Origin of the sequence: Thalassobaculum sp. (genome assembly GCF_040219615.1) — a bacterium.
Taxonomy (GTDB): domain Bacteria; phylum Pseudomonadota; class Alphaproteobacteria; order Thalassobaculales; family Thalassobaculaceae; genus Thalassobaculum_A.
On sequence record NZ_JAVJSE010000008.1, the window covers coordinates 152,761 to 176,256 of the forward strand.

At 69.0% G+C, this 23,496-nt stretch carries 20 protein-coding genes; 5 read left to right on the plus strand and 15 right to left on the minus strand.

Going from position 1 to position 23,496, the window contains the following annotated elements; all coding sequences use genetic code 11:
* Window positions 1–6: 6 nt before the first annotated feature.
* From RIC31_RS03805 to RIC31_RS03820, 4 genes are all read right to left on the minus strand, one after another.
* Complete coding sequence (locus tag RIC31_RS03805) at window positions 7–1,944, minus strand: thiamine pyrophosphate-binding protein (protein ID WP_350103247.1); 1,938 nt, start codon at window positions 1,942–1,944, stop codon at window positions 7–9.
* Window positions 1,945–1,969: 25 nt separating this feature from the next.
* On the minus strand, window positions 1,970–2,740 hold the full coding sequence (locus tag RIC31_RS03810) for an acylneuraminate cytidylyltransferase family protein (protein WP_350103248.1): 771 nt from the start codon (window positions 2,738–2,740) through the stop codon (window positions 1,970–1,972).
* Window positions 2,741–2,815: 75 nt separating this feature from the next.
* Window positions 2,816–3,676, minus strand: coding sequence for an SDR family oxidoreductase (locus tag RIC31_RS03815; protein ID WP_350103249.1), 861 nt, complete (start codon window positions 3,674–3,676; stop codon window positions 2,816–2,818).
* The gene (locus RIC31_RS03820; RefSeq protein ID WP_350103250.1) at window positions 3,673–4,761 is read right to left on the minus strand and encodes an N-acetylneuraminate synthase family protein; all 1,089 of its coding nucleotides are present in this window, start codon (window positions 4,759–4,761) and stop codon (window positions 3,673–3,675) included. The genes RIC31_RS03815 and RIC31_RS03820 overlap by 4 nt, the downstream gene beginning before the upstream one ends.
* Window positions 4,762–4,890: 129 nt before the next feature.
* Here RIC31_RS03820 and RIC31_RS03825 point away from each other — a divergent pair, with 129 nt between their 5' ends.
* Both RIC31_RS03825 and RIC31_RS03830 read left to right on the plus strand, forming a co-directional pair.
* On the plus strand, window positions 4,891–6,606 hold the full coding sequence (locus tag RIC31_RS03825) for a capsule biosynthesis protein (RefSeq protein ID WP_350103251.1): 1,716 nt from the start codon (window positions 4,891–4,893) through the stop codon (window positions 6,604–6,606).
* Window positions 6,603–7,619 carry a hypothetical protein gene (locus RIC31_RS03830; RefSeq protein WP_350103252.1) on the plus strand — a complete coding sequence of 339 codons (1,017 nt, stop codon included), beginning with the start codon at window positions 6,603–6,605 and terminating at the stop codon, window positions 7,617–7,619. Before RIC31_RS03825 ends, RIC31_RS03830 begins: the two co-directional genes overlap by 4 nt.
* Before the next feature lie 37 nt (window positions 7,620–7,656).
* Here RIC31_RS03830 and RIC31_RS03835 read toward each other — a convergent pair whose 3' ends face one another.
* Genes RIC31_RS03835 through RIC31_RS03845 form a run of 3 tightly spaced genes read right to left on the minus strand, consistent with a single transcriptional unit; the run spans window position 7,657 to window position 12,096 of the window.
* Window positions 7,657–9,039: a glycosyltransferase family 4 protein gene (locus RIC31_RS03835; RefSeq protein WP_350103253.1), complete on the minus strand. Its 1,383-nt coding sequence runs from the start codon at window positions 9,037–9,039 to the stop codon at window positions 7,657–7,659.
* A gap of 35 nt (window positions 9,040–9,074) precedes the next feature.
* Window positions 9,075–10,424, minus strand: a complete 1,350-nt coding sequence (locus tag RIC31_RS03840) for an HlyD family type I secretion periplasmic adaptor subunit (protein WP_350103254.1) — start codon at window positions 10,422–10,424, stop codon at window positions 9,075–9,077.
* On the minus strand, window positions 10,414–12,096 hold the full coding sequence (locus RIC31_RS03845; protein WP_350103255.1) for a type I secretion system permease/ATPase: 1,683 nt from the start codon (window positions 12,094–12,096) through the stop codon (window positions 10,414–10,416). The genes RIC31_RS03840 and RIC31_RS03845 overlap by 11 nt, the downstream gene beginning before the upstream one ends.
* Window positions 12,097–12,352: 256 nt before the next feature.
* Here RIC31_RS03845 and RIC31_RS03850 point away from each other — a divergent pair, with 256 nt between their 5' ends.
* Window positions 12,353–13,087, plus strand: coding sequence for a hypothetical protein (locus tag RIC31_RS03850; protein WP_350103256.1), 735 nt, complete (start codon window positions 12,353–12,355; stop codon window positions 13,085–13,087).
* Here RIC31_RS03850 and RIC31_RS03855 read toward each other — a convergent pair.
* The 6 genes from RIC31_RS03855 to RIC31_RS03880 form a co-directional block, all read right to left on the minus strand.
* Window positions 13,081–14,091: an FkbM family methyltransferase gene (locus tag RIC31_RS03855; RefSeq protein WP_350103257.1), complete on the minus strand. Its 1,011-nt coding sequence runs from the start codon at window positions 14,089–14,091 to the stop codon at window positions 13,081–13,083. The genes RIC31_RS03850 and RIC31_RS03855 overlap by 7 nt on opposite strands.
* Window positions 14,088–15,032 carry an NAD-dependent epimerase/dehydratase family protein gene (locus RIC31_RS03860; RefSeq protein ID WP_350103258.1) on the minus strand — a complete coding sequence of 315 codons (945 nt, stop codon included), beginning with the start codon at window positions 15,030–15,032 and terminating at the stop codon, window positions 14,088–14,090. The genes RIC31_RS03855 and RIC31_RS03860 overlap by 4 nt, the downstream gene beginning before the upstream one ends.
* The gene (locus RIC31_RS03865; protein ID WP_350103259.1) at window positions 15,029–15,559 is read right to left on the minus strand and encodes a dTDP-4-dehydrorhamnose 3,5-epimerase family protein; all 531 of its coding nucleotides are present in this window, start codon (window positions 15,557–15,559) and stop codon (window positions 15,029–15,031) included. Before RIC31_RS03865 ends, RIC31_RS03860 begins: the two co-directional genes overlap by 4 nt.
* Window positions 15,559–16,815, minus strand: a complete 1,257-nt coding sequence (locus RIC31_RS03870) for a methyltransferase domain-containing protein (RefSeq protein WP_350103260.1) — start codon at window positions 16,813–16,815, stop codon at window positions 15,559–15,561. Before RIC31_RS03870 ends, RIC31_RS03865 begins: the two co-directional genes overlap by 1 nt.
* Complete coding sequence (rfbF, locus tag RIC31_RS03875; RefSeq protein ID WP_502989927.1) at window positions 16,797–17,573, minus strand: glucose-1-phosphate cytidylyltransferase; 777 nt, start codon at window positions 17,571–17,573, stop codon at window positions 16,797–16,799. The genes RIC31_RS03870 and rfbF overlap by 19 nt, the downstream gene beginning before the upstream one ends.
* A gap of 86 nt (window positions 17,574–17,659) precedes the next feature.
* Window positions 17,660–18,724, minus strand: a complete 1,065-nt coding sequence (locus tag RIC31_RS03880) for a glycosyltransferase family 17 protein (RefSeq protein ID WP_350103261.1) — start codon at window positions 18,722–18,724, stop codon at window positions 17,660–17,662.
* Between the two features lie 180 nt (window positions 18,725–18,904).
* Between RIC31_RS03880 and RIC31_RS03885 the strand changes: the two genes are divergently transcribed.
* Both RIC31_RS03885 and RIC31_RS03890 read left to right on the plus strand, forming a co-directional pair.
* A complete protein-coding gene (locus RIC31_RS03885; RefSeq protein ID WP_350103262.1) occupies window positions 18,905–20,662 on the plus strand; it encodes a hypothetical protein in 1,758 nt (585 codons plus the stop codon).
* An 8-nt stretch (window positions 20,663–20,670) separates the two neighbouring features.
* Window positions 20,671–21,627, plus strand: coding sequence for a tetratricopeptide repeat protein (locus RIC31_RS03890; RefSeq protein WP_350103263.1), 957 nt, complete (start codon window positions 20,671–20,673; stop codon window positions 21,625–21,627).
* Between the two features lie 33 nt (window positions 21,628–21,660).
* Here the strand turns inward: RIC31_RS03890 and RIC31_RS03895 are convergent, their stop codons facing one another.
* Together RIC31_RS03895 and RIC31_RS03900 are read right to left on the minus strand one after the other, a co-directional pair.
* A complete protein-coding gene (locus RIC31_RS03895) occupies window positions 21,661–22,536 on the minus strand; it encodes a hypothetical protein (RefSeq protein WP_350103264.1) in 876 nt (291 codons plus the stop codon).
* Window positions 22,537–22,577: 41 nt separating this feature from the next.
* Entirely contained in the window at window positions 22,578–23,483 is a 906-nt protein-coding gene (locus RIC31_RS03900) for a LysR substrate-binding domain-containing protein (RefSeq protein ID WP_350103265.1), read from the minus strand.
* Window positions 23,484–23,496: the final 13 nt, after the last annotated feature.

The window sequence follows — 23,496 nt, forward strand, 5'->3', positions numbered from 1 at the left end:
GGGCAGTCAGCCGAGCCCGGCCCGGATCCGCGCGGCGAGGCTGCCGGCATCGAGCCGGTGACGGGCCAGGACCTCGTCGTTGCGCCCGCAGGCCGGCACCCCTTCGACGGCGAAGTGGTGCAGGCGGGGCGGCGCGGGCAGGGCGCCGAGCAGCAGCCCGAGATGGCCGCCGAGGCCGCCGAGCGGGAAATGGTTGTCGAGCACGAAGACGTCGTCGTGCCCGGCGACGGCCTCGGCGAGCCAGTCCGGGTCTACGCTGTTCAGCCAGGGCAGGTCGACGACCCGGACCGAGGGGCCGCCGGCCTCGGCGCACAGGGCGGCGGCCTTCAGGGCCTCGGCCAGGAAGATCGGACCGTAGGCGAACAGCACGGTGTCGCTACCCTCGCGCAGGGTGGTTCCCTGGCCCGGCCGCAGCGAATAGCCGGCGGGAATGTCGAACCCGCGCTCGACCGGCAGCGGGCACAGCCGGATATAGGCCCCGGCCGGATTGTCCTCGAGGCACCATCGGGTCAGGGCCTCGCACTCGGCGGCGAAGCCCGGCTCGACCACCGTCATATGCGGCATCGAGCCCATCACCGCGATGTCCCGGGTGCCCTGGTGGCTGTGTCCGGGACCGGCCGGGATCAGCCCGGCGAGCGAGCCCATGTAGACGATCTTCCGGCGCTCGGTGGCGGCGTTGTAGATCTGCTCGTTGGCGCGCGGCGTCAGGAAGCAGGCGAAGGAGTTGGCAACCGGCAGCATGCCGGCGATCGCCAGCCCGCAGGCCTGCGAGACCATGTCCTGCTCGGCGATCCCGCACTCGACGAAGCGCTCGGGGAAGCGGTCGCGGAACGGGATCAGCCCGGTGTCGAGGATCAGGTCGGCGTCCAGTGCCACGACCCGGCGGTCACGTTCGGCGCAGGCCAGCAGCGTGGACGAGTAGCTGTCGATCATGCGTTCGCGGGGGCCGGCCGCCGCCGCGGCGGGCGCGGATGCGCCGGTGTCGATCGATACCGGGCTGGCGTCGGTGATCCCGAGCTCGCCGAGCCGCGACAGCACCCGGTCCCAGATCTCGTCGGCGGCCCGCCGGTAGTCGTCGGCCGACGGCGCGCCGCTGTGGTAGGGGTAGTACAGCTGGTCGTCGGCCATGGCGGTGTGCTCCATGAAGGACACGCCCTTGCCCTTCACGGTGTCGGCCACGATCACCGACGGCCGGGCGGTCTCGGCCCGGGCGTTCGCCAGCGCGGCGCCGATCGCCGCCATGTCGTGCCCGTCGACGCGTTGGACGTGCCAGCCGAACGCGGCGAACTTCGCCGGCAGGTCGCCGAGGTCGCTGGTGCGGGCGACGAGGCTGTCGGACTGCAGCTTGTTGTGGTCGACGATCACCGTGACCCGGTCCAGTCCCTGGTTCACCGCCGACGGCAGCGACTCCCAGATCTGGCCCTCCTGCAGCTCGCCGTCCCCGGTCAGCACGTAGACCCGGCGGTCGCGGCCGAGGATCCGGTCGGCCAGGGCGATCCCCTTGGCCTTCGAGATGCCCATGCCGAGCGACCCGGTGTTGGTGACGATGCCCGGCGTGTCGATGTCCGGGTGCCCGGGCAGCCCGTCCAGCCGCCGCAGCAGATCGAGGCTGGCTTCCGGCAGCCGCCCGAGGCCGATCATCACCGCATACAGCCCCGGCGAGTCGTGACCCTTGGAGGAGAAGTACAGGTCGCCGTCCGGCAGTCCGTCGCCGGCCATCGCCTCGAGATGCAGCCAGGCCACGATATCGAGGCTCGAGAAGGTCGAGCCGATATGCCCGGAGCCGGCCCGGGCGATCATGTACAGCGCATTGAACCGGGCCAGGTCGGCGATGGCCGCGGCCTTGGCCTCGGGGCTGCCGTTGCTGCGCCCGACGCGGTCGAACAGGGCGGTATCGGCCCGGAAGAGCCGTCCCTCGACGGTCTGTGTGATCAAGTCGCCCACGTCACGGTCCCCTTCGAGATGGCGGTCAGTCCGGCCGCGGCGCGGCCTGGAACGGCGGCAGGTCGATCGGCGGCAGGGTGGCCTGGCCCCGCTCCAGCAGATGGTTGACGTACCACCAGTCTTCCTCGGTGTTCACGTCGAGACCTTCGTCGCCTTCGGTCAGGAACGGCATCAGAACCTCACCGGCGATGGTTCCACCCTCGGTCGCGACCCGGCTCCAGGCGATCTCCAGGCTGGCATTCTGGACATGCACCACCGGCAGGGCTGCGTACTGGCTGGAGTGCCAGGGCATCTCGGCCGGTGCCATCGGCAGCAGCGGGTGCATGCGACGGCCACGCACGATCCACATCTTGGCCGGATGCTGGCCGCACTTCTCGACCGCCCTCAGGGAGTCGACGCCCGGCTCGGCCCGGAACTCGGCCCAGGCCCGGCGGATCGTGCCGGCCTTCCGGAACGGGCTGGTCGGCCGCAGGATGCTGAAGGCGTCGAACACGCGGCCGTCGGCCCGCAGCGTATCGAGGGCGTAGACCACCCAGGCGATGTCGGGCGAGGTGTCGCCGGAGATGCCGGCCGGCCGCAGGAACGGCACCTCGGCCCCGTAGTGCCGGGCGATCTCCGCGTACAGCCCGGAGTCGGTGGCGACCACCACCGCGTCGAACACGCCGCTGTCGACCGCCGAGCGGATCGAGTAGGCCAGCAACGGATGTCCGCCGAGTTGCCGGATGTTCTTGTCCGTTACCCGCTTGGAGCCGGAGCGGGCCGGGATGAAGGCCACGCAGGTAGGGGCGTCTGTCATCGCCTGGGCCGTGGATGAATTGCCGGACCGCAACGATAGTGGCGGCGGAACACTGGGTAAATTACCGCCTGCACGTCACCAGGCGGTCCAGCCGCCGTCGGCGGTCAGGTTCGACCCGGTGACATAACGTGAGGCGTCGGAAGCCAGGAACAGGATCACGCCGTTGTAGTCGGACTCATCGGCCATCCGGCCGAGCGGCACGCGGGGCTCGTAGCTGGCCAGGAACGCCGGATCCTGGTTGTTGAAGACCCCGGCGAGCGTGACGGTGTTGACCCGCACGCCCTTCCGCCCCCAGTAGCCGGCGAGGTAGCGGGTGAGGTTGTAGAGCGCCGACTTGGAGGCGGAGTAGGCGACCGGCTTGTAGAATTCCTCGCCGCGGTCGCGCCGGTACTGGTAGAGCGACTGGTCGGGCGCGACCAGCCCGTAGATCGACGCGACATTGACGATCGATCCGCGTCCGGCCGCGGCCATGGCGCCGCCGAACACCTGGCAGCACAGGAAGACCCCCTGGGCGTTGACCTCGAACACCCGCTGCCAGGACTCCACCGGATAGGTCTCGAACGGGCCGTTCTCCTCGAGCGGCGCGTTCGGCGGCGAGTCCAGGGCTGCGTTGTTGATCAGCACGTCCGGCGTGCCGGCGACCTCGCAGACACGCGCGAGCGCCGCTTCCAGCGAGGCCTTGTCGGTCACGTCTGCCGTGATTCCGAGCGGACAGGCCGGCGTCCCGGCGAGGTCGGGAAAGGCGCGGGAGACGGCATCCTCGTCGGCGGCGAGGTCGAGGGCGGCGACCCGCGCCCCGGCGCCGGCCAGGGTCCGGCAGTACTGCCGCCCGAGCTGGCCGAGCCCCCCGGTGACGACCGCGACACGGCCGCTCAGACCGAACATGTCGAAGGGCGCGTGCAGCCCGCCGCCGCCGTGCCCCCCGGATTCGGTCATTCTGCGCTGCCGCCGGCCGCCGCGGCGATGTCGTTGGCGGGAATCTGCTCCTCGCGGAACGGCTCGTCCCGTCGCATGGCGGCGGGCAGGCGTACCCCGAGCAGATCCTCGAGACGGTAGGGAGGCAGGTGCCCGCCGGGGCTCTTCGCGATGACGTCCTCGGTCGTCAGGACATGCCCGGCCGGCAGGTCGCGGGACGCCACCAGGCTCTTCGCCATCTTCTTGAGCGGAGCCTTCTCGCTGTCGTAGGTGCGCTTGACCCCGTCGCCCATGGAGATCCGGGCCCGCTTCAGGTCGCGAACCAGCTTCGACAGCCCCTGGCGCTCCAGCGAGAAGGCGTGGTCGGTGCCCTTCATGGCGCGGTTGAGCGTGAAGTGCTTCTCGATGATCCGCGCGCCGAGCACGTAGCCGACCAGGGCCATGGCGATGCCGCTGTCATGCGACGACAGGCCGATCTGGACATCCGGGAACTCCTCGCGGAACGTCTTGATGACGTTGAGGTTGAGCTCCTCGAAGTTCGGCGGATAACCGGACGTGCACTGCAGGATCGCGAAGTTCGGGTTGATCGGTCGGACCGCGTGGTAGGCGCGGCGGACATCGTCCATGGTCCCGCCGCCGGTCGACATGATCATCGGCTTGCCGAAGCCGGCGATGTAGGTGATCAGCGGAATGTTGGTGAGGTCGCCGGACGCGATCTTGTAGGCCGGCATGTCCAGGTCGTGCAGGAAGTCGGCGCTGGGCTTGTCGAAGGCCGTCGAGAAGAACAGCAGGCCGTGCTTCTCGGCGCGTTCGCGCATTGCGACGTACTCATCGCGCCCGAATTCGAGCAAGTCGCGATGGGCGCCGTAGGTGTCGGCGAACGCGTTTTCGCTGTTGTAGATCGAGTCGTACATTTCCGCCGTGAACAGCGCGCGGTTGTCGCGCTTCTGCAGCTTGACCGCTGAAGCGCCGCAGGCCGCGGCCGCGTCGACCAGTTCGAGAGCCTGATCCAGGCGGCCCTGATGATTGTGTCCGATCTCGGCTATGACGAAGCAGTCGCTGTCGTCATCGACCCGGCGTCCACCGATCTCTAAGGCTCGTAGCATCCCCGTCTCCCCATGCTCAGGTGAATGTCGCGCCCTGATCCGCCATACGTCTACCAAGTCTGATGGTGAATCGGTACCGTGAACAGTCTCCGCGCCGTCTGGGCGCGGGAGAAACGACACGGCTGCCGCATGCGCGACGACATTCCGGACCGGACTGGGGCGCTCGGTCTCGGGGAGTCCGGGCCGTTTGCGCCCGAGCGGCGCGAACTTCTGACCGACTGGAAACGGCTTCTGGCCGTCGATCACGCTGGCTGGAGCGCTGCCCGCGCCGCCTCGGCGGGCGGGCCGCGGGTGCTGATCCCGACCATGGTCGGCGGTCTCGCCCACGCCGGCATGGTCGAGAGCCTGCTGGCGGTGGCGTTGACGCTCCGCGGGGCGGCGGTTGAGTTCGTGCTGTGCGACGGCGCGCTCGGAGCCTGTCAGCTGGCGGTGCACGGTTCCACGGTGCCGGCCGGGCGACTGGCGGCCGGCGAACTCGACCGGGCGCTGTGCGGTGCCTGCCATGCGGTCGGTACGCGCATCCTCGACGGCCTGGAGCTGCCGGTTCATCGGCTGTCCGACCTGCTCTCGCTGGACGACAGGGCGGCGGCCGCGGCGGAGGCCGCCGGCGTGCCGCTGGGCGACATTGCCGCTTACGCTCCCGGCGGGCTGCCGCTCGGCGAGCATGCGATGGCCGGTGCGCTGCGGTTCTTCGCGGTCGGCGACCTGTCGGTCGAGCCGCTCGGCGAGGCGGTGCTGCGGCGCTACCTGGCGGCCAGCCGGCTGGCGGAGCGGGCGACCACCCGGTTGCTGGCCGGGCGCCGGGTCGAGCGTGCGGTGTTTCACCACGGGATCTACGTGCCGCAGGGCGTGGTGCGGGCGGTGCTGGCCCGGGCCGGCACGCCGCTCGCCACCTGGAATCCGGGGTACCGGCGCGGCTGCTTCTTCTTCAGCCACGGCGACACTTACCACCACACCATGCTGGACGAGCCACCGGACGCCTGGAATACGCTCATCCTGGCCGACGACGACCGTGCGGCGCTCGCGAGCTATCTGCGCAGCCGGATGGACGGTTCCCGCGACTGGATCTGGTTCCACGACGCACCCGACGACGACATCGACGCCTTCGCCGTGCGCAGCGGCCTGGATCCGTCGCGACCGCTGATCGGCGCCTTCTCCAACGTGTTGTGGGACGCGCGGCTGCATTTCCGAGGCAATGCCTACGCCGATCAGGTCGAGTGGCTGGCGGATACCGTCGAATGGGCCTCCGGGCGTCCGGACATCCAGCTCGCGATCCGGGTCCATCCCGCCGAGATCCGCGGATCCGTCCGGTCGCGCCAGCGCCTGATCGACGCGCTGCGCGACCGGGTCGGGCGCATGCCGCAGAACGTCATCCTGGTCCCGCCCGACGATCCGGTCAGCAGCTATGCGCTGGCGGCGGTCTGCCGGACCGTCCTGGTGTTCGGAACCAAGGCGGCGATCGAGTTCGCCGCGGCCGGGCTGGATGTGGTGACCGCGGGCGACGCCTGGACCAGGGGCAAGGGAGTGTCGCGCGACCCGGAGAGCCGCGCCGGCTACCTGAAGCTGCTGGACCGGCTGCCGGCCGACGCTCCTCCGGCGGCCCGGATCGAGCGGGCACGACGCTACGCCTACCATGTGTTCCTGCGCCGGATGATCCCGCTGGCGGCCTTCGAGCCGACTGGTGAGGATCCGCCGTTGCGGCTGACGATCGACGGTCTCGACGCGCTGCGGCCCGGCTGCGACCCGGGCCTCGACGCGATCTGCGACGGGATTCTGACCGGGGCCCCGTTCGAGTACGACGCGCAACGCTACGGCGCCGGTGACGGTCGGCTGGAGGCTCCGTGACGATCTGCGTCGACCTTCGCGGCTTCCGGGCCGCGGGGCGGTCCCGCCGGACCCGCGCCCTGACCGAACTGGCGTCGCTGGCGGCTGCGGCTGGGCCAACCGGCTTGCGGGTCGTCGCGGATGGCGAAGCGGCCTTCGCCGCCCGTTTGGCCGTGGGGCCGGGGACCCATGTCGGTCCCGAAGCGCCGACCAACCCTGCGGCGATCACGTACCGGGCGTTCGGCGAGGCCAACCCGGCGCCGATGGCCGCCGGGCCGATCCTGGTCGAGGCCGGCGACCTCGGTCGACTGGTTGATGCCGACGAGGGGCCGTCCGACCGGGATGCGGTGCTGGCCGACCGGCTGCACGCACTGGCCGAGGCCGAGCGGGTGATCTGGCGCGTGGCCGTGGAATGGCAGGCCGATGTGTTGCGGTCGAGTCTCGGGGTTGCGCCGGCCCGGATACTGCCCCTGCCGTCCCGGGTGGCGCTGCCGCCGGCGGACCGGCTGCGATCGCTCCGGCTGCCGGCAGGACTGCCACCAGAATATCTGCTCTGTCTCACGCCGGTGGGCCCCGCCGGGGATCACGCCGGGCTGGTACGGGCCTTTCGCTCCCTGGGGCCGGCCGCGCCGGTGCTGGTCGTCCTGGGGGTCGACGACCAAGCATGGTTGCCGGCGCTGTCCGGCGCGATCGCCCGGGCCGGGATGCACGGCCGCGTGCTGCTGCTGCGGGACCTGGACCCGCTGAGCGAGGTCGCGGCGATCGGGCGGGCCCGGGCGGTCGTCGCGCTCGACCGTCACCCGGCGCACGCCGTCCGGCTGCGCCAGGCGGCCGGCCTGCATCGGCCGGCGGCGGTGCGCCGGCATCCGGGCCATGCCGCCTGGGTGGACGGGGGACGATGGTTCGACGACGATGGACACGGCCTGGCGACAGCGCTGACGGAGCCCGCGTCGATCAGGCCCGGGCCCGACGGTGACCGGACCGGCGGCCAGGACCCGCTGATCGATCGACTGATTGCCGACGGAGACGCCTAGCTGCAGGGAGGGCGCGTGGGAGCCCTTATCGACATGATCATGGGACTGGTGGAGTCGACGCTCGACGTGTTCGGCCTGCTCGGCGAGATCCGCGAGCGCTGGCGGAACTGGCGCCGCCGGCGGACGGACCGGAGGAAGGAGCGGAAGGAGCGGAGGCCATCGCCATGACCGGTCGGCGCGCGCTCGCAAGCGAGTCGAAGAGGCTCTCGTACTCGGCGGCGCAGGCGGCGGCGTCGCGGGTGTCGGGCGCCTGGCCGCGGAGGTTCTCCCAGAGCGACGCGTCCTCGACAGCCTCTCTCATGCGATCGGCCAGGGCACGCGGATCGCCGACGGTGAAATGCAGGCCGTCGACTCCGTCGCGCACGCGCTCTGCCATGCCGCCGACGGCGCTGCAGATCGGCGGACGCCCGTGATGGAAAGCCTCGTCGAGCACGAGCGGTGCGTTCTCCCACCACATGGACGGCATAACCGTCCAGTCGGCGCCGGCGAGCCGGTCCGGCAGATCGCCCTGGTCGTAGCCGCCGAGCAGGCGGGCATGGCCGTCGCATGACGCGATCAGGCCGTTGATGTCGGCCTTGAAGTCGTCGGTCTGGAAGTGCGGCGCGCCATGGATCGCCAGCTCGACGTCCCGGAATCCATCGGCCAGCAGCAGGCGCACCGCCTGCAGGGCGACCTTCTGTCCCTTGGCCGGGCTGACGTTGCCGAGGATGGCGAACCGGGTCCGGCGTTCGCCGTTCCGCAGCCTGCGCGCCGGCACCCGCGGGTCGAGATCGCGGCCGTTTCGGATCACCGATACCCGGTCGGGCGCGATTCCCCAGTCGATCAGGCGGTCGCGCATCAGCGTGCTCGGGGCGACCAGATGGTCGAGCGCTGCGAGGTGGTGCTTGATGTTGAGCTCCCGCAGCTTGAACGACCCGGCCGGGATCTGCGGGAAGCAGCCATGGCAGGCGTCGGCGCCGGAGCGGTGGCACAGGCGGGTGCTGTCGAACTTCACCATGATGCCGTCGTGATGGCAGGCGAAGTAGAAGTCGTGGACCGTCAGCACGACCACGGCGTCCGGCAGGCAGCGCCGCACGAAGGGCAGGATCTCGCTGCCGAAGCCCAGGAAGTGATGGAGATGCACGACGTCGGGCCGGATCGTCCGCAGCAGTTCGCCGAGTTCGCTGTACACCGCGATCTTGTCGCGCTGCAGGTGGTGGAACCAGTCGTACTGCCCGACCCTTACCAGATACTCCGCGCGTCGGCCGGGCAGGGCCTGCAGCACGGTCCCGGGGTTGGACAGGCGCTGCTCGGGCGACGCCGACGCGACGAAATGGGCGTCGCGCCCGGCCGCATCGCGCCAGTGGCGGAACAGGCCGTGGGCGACGAACTCGGTACCGCCCGGATGGAAGTCGGGGTGGTTGTGCGCAACCACCAGCATTCTGGGAAGCCGCCGCGTCGGCGAGGACGGCGCGTTCACGGTTCGCGCATCGCGGTCTCGGCCATGATGGTAAGCGGCGCGAGCAGATAGTCGAGGACCGTGCGCTCGCCCTTCACGATCAGGACCGTCGCCTTCATGCCGGCGGCGATCTCAAGGCCGTTGAGCCGCCGCAACTGGTCCTCGCCGAGCCTGACCATCGCCAGGTAGTATTTCTTCTCCGCCTCCGGCGGCGAGGCGATGTCCGCGGTCACCAGCGTCACCTTGCCGGTCAGCAACGGGGTGGTCCGGGTGCTGAATGCCGAGATCCTGACCTTCGCATCCATGCCGACCGAGACGTTGTCTATGTCGTCCGGGTCGATCTTGGTCTCGATGATCAGTTCGTCGTTGTCCGGGACGATGTCCATCAGCGGCTCGCCCGCGAGCACCACGATACCCTCGCTGTACACGTCGAGCTTGACGATGGTTCCCGACAGCGGGGCCCGCAGCGTGAACAGGCCGACCTTGCTGGTGGCCCGGCCGACCTGCTGCTCCAACTCGAGCAGCATGGTCTGGAGGGTGCTGACCTGCGTCAGGGCCTCCTTGCGCGCCTGTTCCTGGGCGTCCAGCAGATCCAGGTCGATGGTTCCGATCTCGGTCTCCAGCTGGGCCCGGCGGCTCTGGAATTCGCTGAGCCGGGCCTTGAGTTCGACGTGGCCCCGCTTGACGCCCAGATAGCGGCTCTTCTGGATCAGGTTCTTCTTGAACAGGAACTCGACGGACTCCAGTTCGTCGGTGCTGAGGACGATCTGTTCGCGGGTCGAGGCGATCTGGTTGTCGGTTGCCTCGACCTGCGACTGGAGCTGGTGCCGTCGGCTTTCCAGCAACTCCAGGCGAGCATTCAGGCTGGACATCCGGGAGTCGAACAGGTCGGCTTCGGTGATCATCGCGGTACGCACGTCCGGATCGTCGGCTCGGGCCAGGAGCTCGTCCGGAAACCGCACCGCCGTACGGCCCGACGCTTCGGCCTGGTAGCGTGCCAGCTGGGCCTGGGTCGAATAGTAGCGCTGCCGGTAGATCGCGGCGTCCGCGTCCGCGTTCGTCCGGTCCAGTTCGATCAGCGGTTGCCCCTCGACGACATGGTCGCCCTCGGCGACCATCAGGCGGTGGACCATCCCGGATTCGAGTACCTTCAGCGTCTTGCGGTGGGACTCGACCCGCAGTTCGCCCTCTCCGCTCGTGGCGCTGTCCAGCTTCGCCAGCGACCCCCAGATTGCGATGCCGATCACCGCGGTCACCACCACCAGGGTGACGAAGGTCCGGATGTCCAGCATATCGGGGTTGCGGGCAACCTTCCGGTAGGTGACGAGCCGGGGCGTCTCCAGTGCGCTGGTTCCGTCAGCCGGCATCGCGATCCACCGCTTTCACCAGCCGCCGCTCCGGCGTGGGCGCCGGCACCAGCCCCAACTCCTCGAGTGCCTTGTCGCGCCAGCCGTAGAACTGAATCCGACCCTCCTTGAGGATCAGGATCTTGTCGGTCACCTGCAGTACCGAGGCCCGATGCGAAATGACGACCACCGTGGCGCCGGCTTCCGCGGCGGCACGGATGGCGGTAAGCAGCGCCCGTTCGCCGTCGCGGTCGAGGCTGGCGTCGGGCTCGTCCAGGACCAGATAGCGGGGCATTCCGAAAAGCGCGCGCGCCAGGGCGATGCGCTGGCGCTGGCCGCCGGTCAGGACGTAGCCGATGTCGCCGATCATGGTGTCGTAGCCGAACGGCAGATGCCCGATCATCTCGTGCGCGCCGGCCCGCTTGGCCGCCGCGATGACATCCTCGACCGGCGCGTCCGTGAAGCGGGCGATATTGTCCCGGACCGTCCCGTCGAACAGCGATACCGTCTGCGGGATGTAGCCGGTGAAGCTGCCGAAGCTGGACCGCTCCCACTGGAACACGCTGGTGCCGTCGATCCGCACCGATCCGGAGGTCGGCCGCACGATTCCCATCAGCAGCCGCGCCAGGGTCGACTTTCCGGCCGCCGAGGGCCCGGCAATCCCGACGATCTCTCCGGGTGACATGGCGAACGAGATACCGCGGATCACGGCATGCGAATGTCCCGGTGGCGCGTATATCAGCCCATCGACGGTCACGGCGCCGCTCGGGCGCGGCATCGGGGATGGCAGCCGGGCCTCGCGGCCGTCGACCGACAGGTCCGCACGCAGGCGCGCCCAGGCGACGCGGGCGCTCACCACCTGGCGGTAGGTGCTGATCAGCTTGGAGAACGGCTGCAGCATCAGAGCCGTGAGGATGAACGCACCGAAGATCATCCCAGAGGTAATCTCGTTGCTCATCACGAGCAGGACGGCGGTGGTGACGACCGCAACCTTCACGTAGAGCAGGAAGGTCCGCGAGAACGCGCTGATGACGGCCATTCGGCTGTTGGCACGCTCGGCAAGGTCCAGCGAGGCGTCGTTCTCGACCTGCCAGCGGGCGATGAGTCGGTCTGCCATGCCCATCGCCTCGACGGCCTCGGCATTGCGCAGCGAGTTGCCGATCGTCGCGGTCGCGATCAGGTTCTTCTTTTCGGCCTCGAACAGCGGGCGCCTGCTCACGATTTCGGTCAGGCAGCTGAGCAGCAGCATGCCGAGGGCTGCGAACGTGCCGATGAGGCCGAGATAGAAATGGATGAGGAACAGGACGAAGAAGAAGATCGGGGTCAGGAGCAGTTCGAAGCCGGCGACGATGCTGTCGCCCTGGATGAAATTGCGGATCTCGCCGATGTCGCGGAGCGACTGCGCGGTCTGGCCGCGGGAGTTCACCGCCTGGCGGATCCCGGCCTCGATCGCGTCGATTCCGACGCGGCGCGAGAACCAGATCGCTATGCGGCGAAGCACCCGCGAGCGCACATAGTCGAGCGCGGTCGCGACCAGCAGCGCGAATACCGTGATCGCGCCGAGAGCGAACAGCGTGTTCAGGTTCTCGCTCGCCAGGACCCGGTCGTAGACCTGCATCATGTAGAGCGGGACGACCAGGAACGAGACCGTGCTCAGCGTGGTCACCACGCCGACGACTATCAGAGCGGGCACGCAACGGCGGATCACGCCGTTAAGGGGATCGGAAGATCTTGCCTCAGTCGCCACTATGAGCCCCTCGTCTACCCGGCTCGGCGTCCGTACACCCGACCGGTGTGGGATCCGACGGCTCAAACATCCCGAATTTCTAAGCCCTTTTCCTTTGAAAATCTACCGATTCAACCGGATAGTCGGCATCCTGCAAAGTTGAGGGCGGACCTCACATACTATCGTGAGGGACCGGCCGGCACCCAGTTGCATCGGAGGCAGCGTGCGATCGATCGGACTTGCGGCGGTCAGTCTTCAGGGTTTCGTCGACGCTGTCGAACGCGGAATCGTCTACGGCTGGGCCTGGAACCCGCAGCGCTCGGAAGAGGTCGTCGAGGTCGAGATCCTGCTCGGGCAACGGGTCCTTGCGGTCGTTGCCGCGGATAGCTACCGGGCCGATCTCGTCGAGCTCGAGATCGGGGACGGCCGGCACGCCTTCGAGTACGCACTTCCCGACGAACTGGTCGGTCAGCTCGACAGCGCCGAGATCGAAGTGCGGTTCGCGGGCAGCGAGCTGCCGCTGCCGCGCATGCAGGTCCGCCCGCAGCGACGCGTCGTGCCGGACGGGCCGCCCAGGCAAGAGGCCGACCTGATCGCCGCGCTGCAGGAGCGGATCGCGATGCAGGAGCGGGTGATCAACGACATGGGCAACCTGCTGCGCGGCATGGTCGAGCGCTTCAAGAACCTGCCGGTACCGGGGGAGACGACCTTCGACCGCCCGGTCATCGACGAGTCGCTGCGGGAGACGGTCGAGCAGCAGTCACGCACGCTGCAGATCATCGAGACCTATATGGGGACCTTCGGCCAGAGCCTGCGCGAGATTGCCGAGGCGGTGCGGGCCGGGCAAACCGTAGGGCCGGTGAAGAGCAGCCGCTTCCGAAGCATGGATGCGGTGTTTCTGATCCTGCTTGTCGGGGTCGTCATCGGCTTCGCCGTGGTGTTCGGCGGCTCCTACTGAGCGTCGGTGCCGGCGTCCCGGTGAACGTACCAGAGATTGATGCCGGGGCTGGCGGCGAGCGATTCGGCGAGCCAGGCCGACGGCTCCGCGATCGGGCGCATTTTCGAATCGAATACGCTGTAGCCGGCGTCCAAGAGCCGGTCGTTCAGGTCGACATAGGCTTCCAGGGTGTTGAATACCGAGAACTCGACGAAGATCGTCATGATCGCGTCGGCATGTCGCACCAGGGCGTCGGCCAGCAACGGCTCCGCGCCCTCGATGTCGATCTTCAGGAAGTCGATCGGGCCTCCTCCGGCGGCTTCGATGACCGAGTCCAGGGTTATTGCGCGGACCTGTTCGACGCCTGTGGTGCCGCGGTCGCGCAGGCGCCCCAGTCCGCCCTCGACCAGCACGGTGTTCATGTCGCCGGCGCCGACGGTGATGTCGATGCTGCCCTCGCGATCGGTAACCGCCGCGTGGATCAACTGCAGGTGGTCGGTCGCGAAGGGCTGCAGGCTCCGGTTCCGTTCGAACTCGATGACGTTCTCGCTTGACGCCTCGACGGCGACGATCCGTGCCTCGGGCAGCTTGTGGGCGAACAGCAGGGCGATCTCACCGATGTTGGCGCCGATGTCGATCACTGTCTCGGGCTGCGGGCGGATCTGGCGGAGCCGCTCGAACAGGGCGGTGCCGGCGGACCTCCCGGACTTCCGGAAGAACCGGTACTCCTGATCGGCGTGGAGGCGTACGCCGTCGAGCTCGACCTGGACGCCTTTGCGGGAGACGATGATCTGGCCCTCCCAGCCCAACGTGTCCAGAACCGCCTTCAGGGCCTGCGTCCACTGGTCGATCAGAGTGGCCCGGAACGACTTCGCCCTGGCGAGGGGAGAGCTGCTCCAAAGCACGCCAAGTTGCGTCGGCAGCGACCGGGTGGCATCGAAGGCGAGCTGCGGATCCGCTGCCATCTCGCGCAGCCGGCGTGCCGCCTTCTCCAGGCGCGCCACCAGTTTCTGAAGGTCGGTCATCGGCTCCCTCGACGATCGTGATCGGTGGCGCCGCGCTCCGCGCGCCAGGTGCTGACGGCCTCGTCGAGCCCCTGCCTCAGCGCGATCGTCGGCCGGAAGCCGACGTTCCGCACCAGGATGTCCACATCGGCCACCAGGAACGCGGGATCGTCCGGCCTGTCGGGCAGGGCGCCAAGCTCCACCAGCTCCGGGTGCCCGACAAGCTGGCCGACGGTCGTCGCCACCTCGGCAAGCGTCACGGGCTCTCCGGTCGCCACGTTCACGGCGCCGTTCCAGTCGCTGCCGGCCAGCGCGGCCAGCGCGGCGCCGGCGTCGCGGACGTCCATCAGGTCCCGTACCAGACGCCCGGAGGTCACCCGGGCCGGCCGGCCCGCCAGCAGCGCGTGGATCAGTCCCGGGACCAGCCGCGCGGGCTGCTCGCCGTCGCCATACAGCATGAACAACCGGGCATGCGCGTGGGCGAGGCCGGTCGACCGGCAGAACGCGCCGACCAGGTCGGCGGTGGCGTGCTTTGCGGCGCCGTAGAGCGTATGCGGCCGCAGCGGGGTCGAGGCCTCCCGGCACGGCGTGCCGTCGAGCGCGGCCCAGTCGTATTCGGCACAGGTTCCGACGGTGACGATCCGCCGGCCGCCGGCATCCGCGAAAGCGCGCACGATCTCGAGCGTCCGGGCCGCCCAGTCGAGGTTGGCCGGGTCGTTCCAGTATCGTCCATGCTCGGTGGTCCAGGCACCGTGAACCAGGATCTCCGGGCGCAGCGTCCGGATCGCCGCCGGCAAGGCGGTCGGATCGGCGAGCAGATCGACCGCCAGCGACGCAACACCCGGCGGAACGCGGTCGGCGCGCCGGGCGGTACCGGTCACCGAGTGGCCGGCCGCCAGCAGGGCGGCGGCAGTTGCGCGGCCGACGAAGCCGCTGGCGCCGGTGACGAGCACCGTGCTCACGTCGCGAAATCCGGATATCCGGCATCGCGCGGCGCTATGACGCCAGGGGCGGCCGGCCAGTCGATGGCGAACGCGGGATCGTCCCACCGCACGCCGGCGGCGGCTGCGGGCTCGTGGTCGGCATCCATCATGTAGTGCAGCACGCTGTCGTCCGCGAGACTGAGGAAGCCGTGCGCCACGCCGGGCGGGATATACAAGGTCCGCCCGGCCGCCGGCGACAGCTCGACGCCGTACCAGCTCCGGAAACTGGGCGACCGGGGTCGCAGGTCGACGACCACGTCGAACACACGGCCGGCCACGCAGCGGACCAGCTTGGCCTCCGGATGGGTCTCCAGCTGATAGTGCAGGCCGCGCAGTGTCCCTGCCTTCAGATTGGTCGAGAGGCTGGCCTGCCGGATCGCGAAATCGATGCCGGCGGCGGCGAAGCTGGACCGGCAGAAGGTGCGTTCGAAGCTGCCCCGATCGTCCCGATGTGCCTGCGTCTCGATCAGCACGACGCCAGCCACCCGGGTCGGGCGGAACTGCATCACAGCACTTCCAGCCGCGGCACCGCGACCACGAAGCGCCCGCCCCAGTCGCGGACATGGCTCATCGACTCGGCGATCTCGTCGCGCAGGTTCCAGGGCAGAATCAGCACGTAGTCGGGCTTGGTCGCCGCCAGCCGTTCGGGTGCCAGGACCGGTATCCGGCTCTGCGGCAGCATCTGGTTCTGCTTGAGCGGGTTCATGTCGACGACATAGGTGATGTCGTCGACGCCCAGGCCGCAATAGTTCAACAGGGTGTTGCCCTTCGCCGCGGCACCGTAGCCGACTACCGACTTCCCCCCGCGCCGGGCGCCTTCGAGGAAGGCCAGGAGGTCTCGGCGAACCCGCAGGACCTGCTCGCCGAACCGGTCGTAGGTCTCCCTGGTCTCCAGTCCAGCCGCGAGTTCTGCCTCGACAGTCTCGGCGACGGAGCCTTGCGTGACATGCCGCGACGCCTGGTGGCAGGCAAAGACCCGCAGGCTGCCGCCATGGGTGGCCAGGTGCTCGACGTCGAACACCCGGAGGCCGTGGGTCCGGAACAGTCGCTGCAGGAAGCCCAGCGAGAAGTACGAGTAGTGCTCGTGATAGATCGTGTCGAACTCCGCGCCCTCGAGCAGACGCTGCAGATGCGGCACCTCGACGGAGACGACGCCTTCCGCGGACAGCACCGCGGGAAGCCCGGCGACCAGCGAGCCGGGCGCCGGCACATGCGCCAGCACGTTGTTCGCGACGATCAGGTCGGCGGACAGGCCGCGTGCCCGCAAGCTCGCGGCGGTGGACTCGTCGAAGAACGCGACCTCGGTCGGAATGTCCTTGGCGCGGGCCAAGGCCGCGACGTTTTCCGCCGGCTCGATGCCGAGCGCCGGGATGCCCCGCGCGACCACATACTGCAGCAGGTAGCCGTCGTTGCTGGCGATCTCCAGGACCAGGCTGTCCCGGCCGAGGCCGAAGCGCGCCACCGCCGCGTCGACGAACCGCTCGGCATGCCGTAGCCACGACGGGGAATAGGACGACAGATAGGCATAGTCCCGGAAGATCGACTCCGGCGGCACAACGTGGTCGAGTTCCACCAGCCAGCAGTCGTGGCACACCACCGTGCGCAGCGGATACCGCGCCTCGACCCGGTCGACCCGGTCGGGGGCGACGAAGGCGTTGGCGGGGACCTGGGCGCCGAGATCCGCGACCGGCGACAGCCTTGTCGAGCCGCAGAAACGGCAGCTGCCCGTGGGCGACTGTTCCTTCAGCGCCAAATCTTCCATGGTGCGCGGCCTTCTTCCCACATCCGGGTCAACTGGAGCTTGTCCCGGGTGGTGTCCATGCATTGCCAGAAGCCCGAATGGCGGTAGGCCAGCAGGTCGCCGTCGGTGGACAGCCGTGTCATGGGCTCGTGCTCCCAGACGGTCTGGTCGTCCTCCACATAGTCCAGCACCGAGGGGTGCAGAACGAAGAACCCGCCGTTGATGTACTGACCGTCGATGTCGGGTTTCTCGGTGAAGGCTTCGACCAGATCGTCGTGGATCGCCAGGTTGCCGAACCGGCCGGGCGGCCGGACGGCGGTGACGGTGGCCTTCCGGCCGTGCTTGCGGTGAAATGCCGTCAGCGCGCCGATGTCGATGTCGCCGACCCCGTCGCCATAGGTCATGAGGAACGGCTCGTCGTCCGGGAGGTGATGGCGAATCCGCTTGAGCCGTCCGCCGGTGTTGCTCGCGTCCCCGGTGTCGACCAGGGTGACGCGCCAGCGGTCGTCGTGCTGCGAGTGAAAATCGAGGCCGCCGGTGGCCAGGTCGACCGTCACGTCGCTGCGGTGGAGCAGATAGTTGGCGAAGTGCTCCTTGATGACGTAGCCGAGATAGCCCAGGCAAACGACAAAATCGGTGAAGCCATGCGCGGCGTAGATCTTCATGATGTGCCACAGGATCGGCTGCTCGCCGACGCGCACCATGGGTTTGGGCCGAACGTCGGTCTCTTCCGAGAGCCGACTACCGCGTCCACCCGCCAGAATGACGACTTTCGTCACCAGACGCTCCGTTCCGATCAGCCCTGAGGTTGGTTACCGGTCCGCGACGGCGGACGCAAGGGCGTTGCCGGAGCGCCCGTCGTCGATCACTCGCCATGGACGGGTTCGTCGTCTGCATCCGTGGGCAGGCCGAGATGATCCGGAACCGGAGCCTGCCGTCGTCCGGAGCGCCGGTCCGACAAGGCGATTGTAAATTCCAGGGCCGCATCCAGACGGTCCTCGTCGACGTCGGCGAGTTCGCCCGGCAACGCGCAATCGGGGACCAGGCAGGCATAGCCATCGAGCGCTGTTCCGGCGCGCACCCGGTCGCGATCCCGCAGCACGCGCTCGATCTCGTCGCCGGTATGGCCGAGGGCGCCGAGATGATCCGCCAGCGTTTCACCGGCCGTCACGTACTGCAGATGGATCCCGGCGTCGGCCACGACCGTCCATGCCGGGGGCGAGGGGCGTCTGGCGTCCTCGCGGATCTCGGACGGAGTCGCGTGCTCGAACTCCGTGACCGGGACGATCGCGGCGCCGAAGTGCTGATACGCCGTTCCTCCGATACGCTCGTGATTGGCGAAGAAGCGGGTCTGCCGCATGCCGAGAGCCCGCCGTTCCGGCGCACTGGCATTGATTGCGCCGGGGAAGGGAAGCTCGTCGATGTCCCCTATCAGCACCAGGTCGGACGGGCCGGCTGTCTCCGCCAGCGCCAAGGCGATGTGGTTGCGCTGCCAGGTCTCGACGAGATTCCGGTCGTTCAGCCAGTCCGGCAGCGTGATCCGGAGCGCGACCACCCGGTCCTGCCACCCGCGGGCGGCAAGCTCGGCGTCGGTCAGGGCGAAGGCCCGCTTCTCGCCGGCGAATGTGCGGTCGGCCTCGACGACCAGGGTCTTGTCGGTCACGTCGGCGAGCGCGCTTACGCGATGCGCGAGAAGCTCCCACTCGCCGCAGAAGAGCACCGCATCGATGACCCGCGACTCGGCGGCGGAGGCACTCTCCAGCCGGAACGGATGCTCGCGACGCCAGATCACGCCCAGCCCCTGGGAGATCATGCGACGGCGCTCGCGCGGATCGGCGATTCCGACCGAAAGCGCCTGCAGGCGCGCCGTCGCCGCCTGGAGATCCAGGGTGGTCAGCAGGGGCTGGTCACCGTTCGAAACCGTTGCCATCGTGCCGTCGGTTGTGTGTCGTCGGAGGCGAATTCAGTTGCCAGCAGAATATTTCCGCAGAATGTAGCCCTGATGAAACGACGAGGTCACAGACATTCTGATATGCTGTTCCAATCAGTGGGCGCCGGTCGGGCGGCGGAGCATACCCGAGGACGTTGCCGAGATCTGTGAGGGCAGCGCATGGGGCTGAATATGATCCGGAACGGTCGCCCGACTCCGTCCGACCCGACCGATCGGGTGCGAGCGCTGGTGTCGGCGCTCGACGAGGATGACCTCCAGCAGGGCGAGGCGGTCCTGAGCGGACTGGCCAAGACCTACCGGTCCGACGAAGTCGACTTGCTGCGCGTCTTCGACCGACAGTGCGAGGACCCGGGCGAGCCGTCCTGGAAGGTCCTGATCCGGTCGGCCAGCATCGCCTCGCGCGTCGGTCTGTATCGCCTGTCGGAGCGCGCCCTCGAGTGGGCGTCGACACGCCGGATCGGTCTGCCGGCGGTCTATGAGAACGCTGCCCAACTCAGTCTCGACTGCGCGCGCCTCGATCTCGCGGCGGTATTCGTGCGGCGACTGCGGGACGGATTTCCGGATCATCCGGCGACCGATCGGATGGCCGCGCGATTCGCGGACGCCAAGCGGCTGTTCGCCCGGATCGCCGCCCTGGAGGACGGGTTAGAGGATGAGGAAGCCAAGCCCAAACGGCGGCTTCCCGATCCCGGAATCGATCTCGGTGCGGCGCTGCTCGCGGCCGACCGGCCGGCGGAGGCACTGGAGGTCTGCCTGCCGCTGGCCTCCGCAAAATCCGCCGATCCGGTGGCCTGGTCTCTGGTCGGCGACGCCTATTTTCGCCTCGGGCAGTTCCAGATGGCGGCCCGGTCGTACGGGCGCGTTCCGGCTGCCAAGGGCGGCACCGCGGCGATCGAACGCCTCGGCGATGCCCATCTGGCGGCCGGCAACCCGCATGTCGCGGTCCGCTGCTACGGGCACTGCAGCTACGAGAACACCCACGATATCCAGGTGCGGTGGAAGTTGGCGCAGGCCACCGGCCGGGTCTGGTGCGATCGGCTGCGGACTCCCCCCTGGCACCGCGACGGACCGCCGCGCTACTTCGACTGTTTCATGTTCAACGGCGAGTTCGACCTTGCGGTGATGCGGTTCACCGAACTCTGGGACCATGTCGAGAAGTTCATTGTCGTGGAGGCCGCGGAGACCTTCACGGGATCCCCGAAGCCACTGATGTTCAGGGACAACATCGATCGCTTCGCCGAGTTCCGCGACAAGATCGTCCATGTGCCGGTGGAGTCGTTCCCGGTCTGCTGCCAGCATCCCTGGGCCAAGGACTTCTATCAGCGCGATGCCATGCTTCGCGGGCTGGACGGACTGGCGGCGGAGGACGACTACGTCGTGATCGCCGACGCGGACGAGATCTGGCGCTGGGACGTCCTCGGCCGGTTCGAAGGCGAGATGGCGACGCTGCGCATGCGGATGAGCAAGTATTTCCTGAACTACCAGGCGATCGCCACCGGGCGGGCCAATCGGGACACCGCGGCGATCTCGCGCTACCGCAACGTTCGCCAGCATGGCGCCAACGCGGTCCGGTTCAATCTGTCCCGACGGCAACGCAAGCAGGAAGGGATCTGGCTGGACGATGCCGGATGGCACTTCCATGCCCTGGGCGACGAGCGCTTCATTCAGTACAAATTCAGCTCTTACGCGCATCGAGAGCACCACAAGAAGCGGGATCTCGTGGAAGTCGACCGAGTGCGGGCCAGCCTGGACCGGCTGCGTGCCGGCGAGACCGAGGAGGGCTGGGCGGCGGTCCCGGCAGGGCAGTACATGCCGGCCTGCGTGGCGCGCGACCCGGCCGCTTACGAGCGACTGTTGCTGCCGACCGATACGGCGGTTCTGAGCGACTGGATCCGCAGGATCCCGGACAACCGGTAGGGCATCGAATGGATCTGCAGGAGGTCAGCAGCTGGGAGGAGGTCGCGATCCGTCTCGAAACGGATCGCAGGGCCCCGTCCGCGGACCCCGGACTGTCCGGGCGCTGGGCTGCGCGCACCCCCGACCTGGAGTCGCTGATCCGGCTGATCCGGCTCGAGCACCGCTTCGGCTCGGCCTTGCTGGCGATGGACCTCGCCTGCTGGGCGCTGGAGGCGGTGGCGGATCGTCCCGAGGTCCGAATCCTCGCCTCGGCCGCGGCCGCAAAGGCCGGTCTGCACCGGACCGCGCGCCGCCTGTTGCGGCCGCTGCTCCGCCGCCACGACGACGGTGCGCTGGCGAGATCGGTGATGGTCGCCTGGCGCGACCAGGCGCTCGCGTCGGGCCGGATGATCGACCTGAAGCAGGCGCTGGTGATTGCGCCGGCCACGGCAGCCGGGACCGTGCGGCTGGCCGATGAGTTGTGGGAGATGAAGCGGCAGGACGAGGCACTGACCGCCTACCGTCGGGCGATCCCTTGCGGAACCCTGGCCATCAAGGCCTATCTCCGGATGTCCTGGCCGGTGCGAGACGGCAGGCGGCCGGAGGTGCTGATCGAGATTCTGCGGGCGGCGCTGGGCCGGACCGGTGATGCGAGCCTCAGGGCGCGACTGCTTGTGTTGCTGCACCATGCCGACCGCCGCGCCGACGCTCTTGCATTGCTCGGAGAAGGGCCGCTCGAACGGATCGACGTGGAGGAGGTCCGGGAGGCGCGGTCCGCTCTGATTGCCTATGCGCGGGCCCAACTCGAGGCGGTGGCGGAAGAGGAGCATGCGCCCCGGGACACGTCGAAGGATCGGGTCGGCGGCGATTCGTCGGCGCGCCGCCAGAGGTCACTGAAAGCCGGGCGGGCGCTGGCCGGGTCCGGTTGGACCGGCCCGGCGATCTGGCAGCTCCGCAAGGCGGCAGAAGGATCGGAGAAGTCCTAGCAGGCCGATCCGACCGCATCGTAGCGATCTGCTCTAGTCGCCCGGTGTCGTCCCGGTCGCGGACTGCGTCCCCGGCTCTGCCGTTGCGTTGTTCCTCTCGGCCTTGGCGGCCTTGCCCCAGTCCATCAGGATCTGGGTCTGGCGTGCGGTGATCTCAGGGTGGGTCGGGAACTCCGAGATGCCGTGGTCGTAGAACCACTTCAGGAACGCGCGCCGGCTTTCGAACGTCCCGAGGTCGAAAGCTGACGCGATGTCGGGCCGTGCGGCATGCATGAACTCGAGATACAGCGTCAACGGCGGCGGCGGGGCAGGCTCCTGCCTGATGGTGGACAGCAGGTTCACGTGATCGTCCGGGACCAGATCGCAACAGTGCAGATCGAAGAGGCCATTGCGCAGAAACCAGCCGAGGTACCCCGCCGAATTCTGGGTGTCGGACAGCGGGTACGCCTCCTGCAGGTCGGGGCGCGTGCACCAGAGCAGGGCGGCGCACCACGGGAAGCTGACCGGCAGGCCGTCGACCACGCGCTCCACCGTGCCGGCGACCAGCGGTCGGGCGTCGGCGACCGCTGAGCCCAGGGCGTCGATTTCCCGGCGCCCGTCCCGAATCGCCCACACCCACAGCCCGGCATAGCCCTCCGTCGTCCGCAGATCGAAGGACGCGTGCAGATCCATCCGGATCCGCCACGCGGCGTAAACCAGCGCCGGAAGCGCGGGAAGCGGGCCGAAGCGGCTGTCCGGAATCGGCAGTGCCTCCCGGTCGGCCTGGGTCAGCAAGGCCGCGAAATCCAGCCGCACCGCCATCGGGACACTGCTGTCCGGCGGCGCGTACTCGACGTCCTCGGCCGGGTCTCGGTTCTCGCGAACGGCCTGCGCGACTGCGCTCAGCGATTGGGTCGGCGTCGTCGGCATGGTGTCGCTCGTCGCCTGGATATGGTCATTTGTTCTGCATTTTACTTCGCGAACCTGGGCTGCGAGTCAACCTCGGGTGTCGGACCGGGCGGCGACGGCGCCTTAGAACCACCGATGATGAGCTCCACCAGCGCCTCGCAGGCGGGTCGGCGGGAGCCGGCGCTGCGCGACAGCACGACCTCCAGGTCGGCGATCGGCGGCAGGCCGTGGCGCATGTCCAGCACCGCGACCCCGGCCGGGGCCGAGCAGCGGGCGAGGGCAGCCACCGCCAAATCCGCCTCGACCATCGCCAGCAGCCCCAGCAGGCTCGGGCTCGAATGGGTGGCGCGGTAGTCGATGCCGGCCCGGTCGAGGGCTTCGGTCGCCCGCAGCCGCGCCGGGCTGTGCGACTCGTACAGCGCCACCGGCAGCGGCGAGCGGCGGTGGATGTCGGAACCCGGGGCGGCCACCCACACCATCGGCTCGACCCGGACCAGGTCGCCGGTTACCCCACGGGTGCGCGAGACGAAGGCGAGGTCGACGGTTCCGGCCGCCAGCATGGGCAGCAGCAGCGTGGTCTGGGCGCACACCACCTCGACCTCGACCCGCGGGAACAGCGCCCCGAACCGGCCGAGCGGGCCCGGCAACAGGGCCCGCGCGTAGTCGTCGGGGGCGGCCACCACCACCCGGCCGGCGACCTCCGGCCGCCGGACCGCCTCCAGGGCCTCGTCGTGCAGCCGCAGCATCCGTCGGGCATAGCCTATCAGGATCTCGGCATCGGCGGTCGGCCGCACATTGCGGGTGTCGCGGTCGAACAGCCGCCTGCCGAGGGTGTCCTCCAGCTTACGGATCTGCATGGACACCGCCGCCGGCGAACGGTGCACCACCTGGGCCGCCCTGGCGAAGCCGCCGACGTCGAGCACGGCGACGAAGCTGCGCAGCAGGTCGAGATCGAGGCGCGGATCCATTTCATTAGAATTT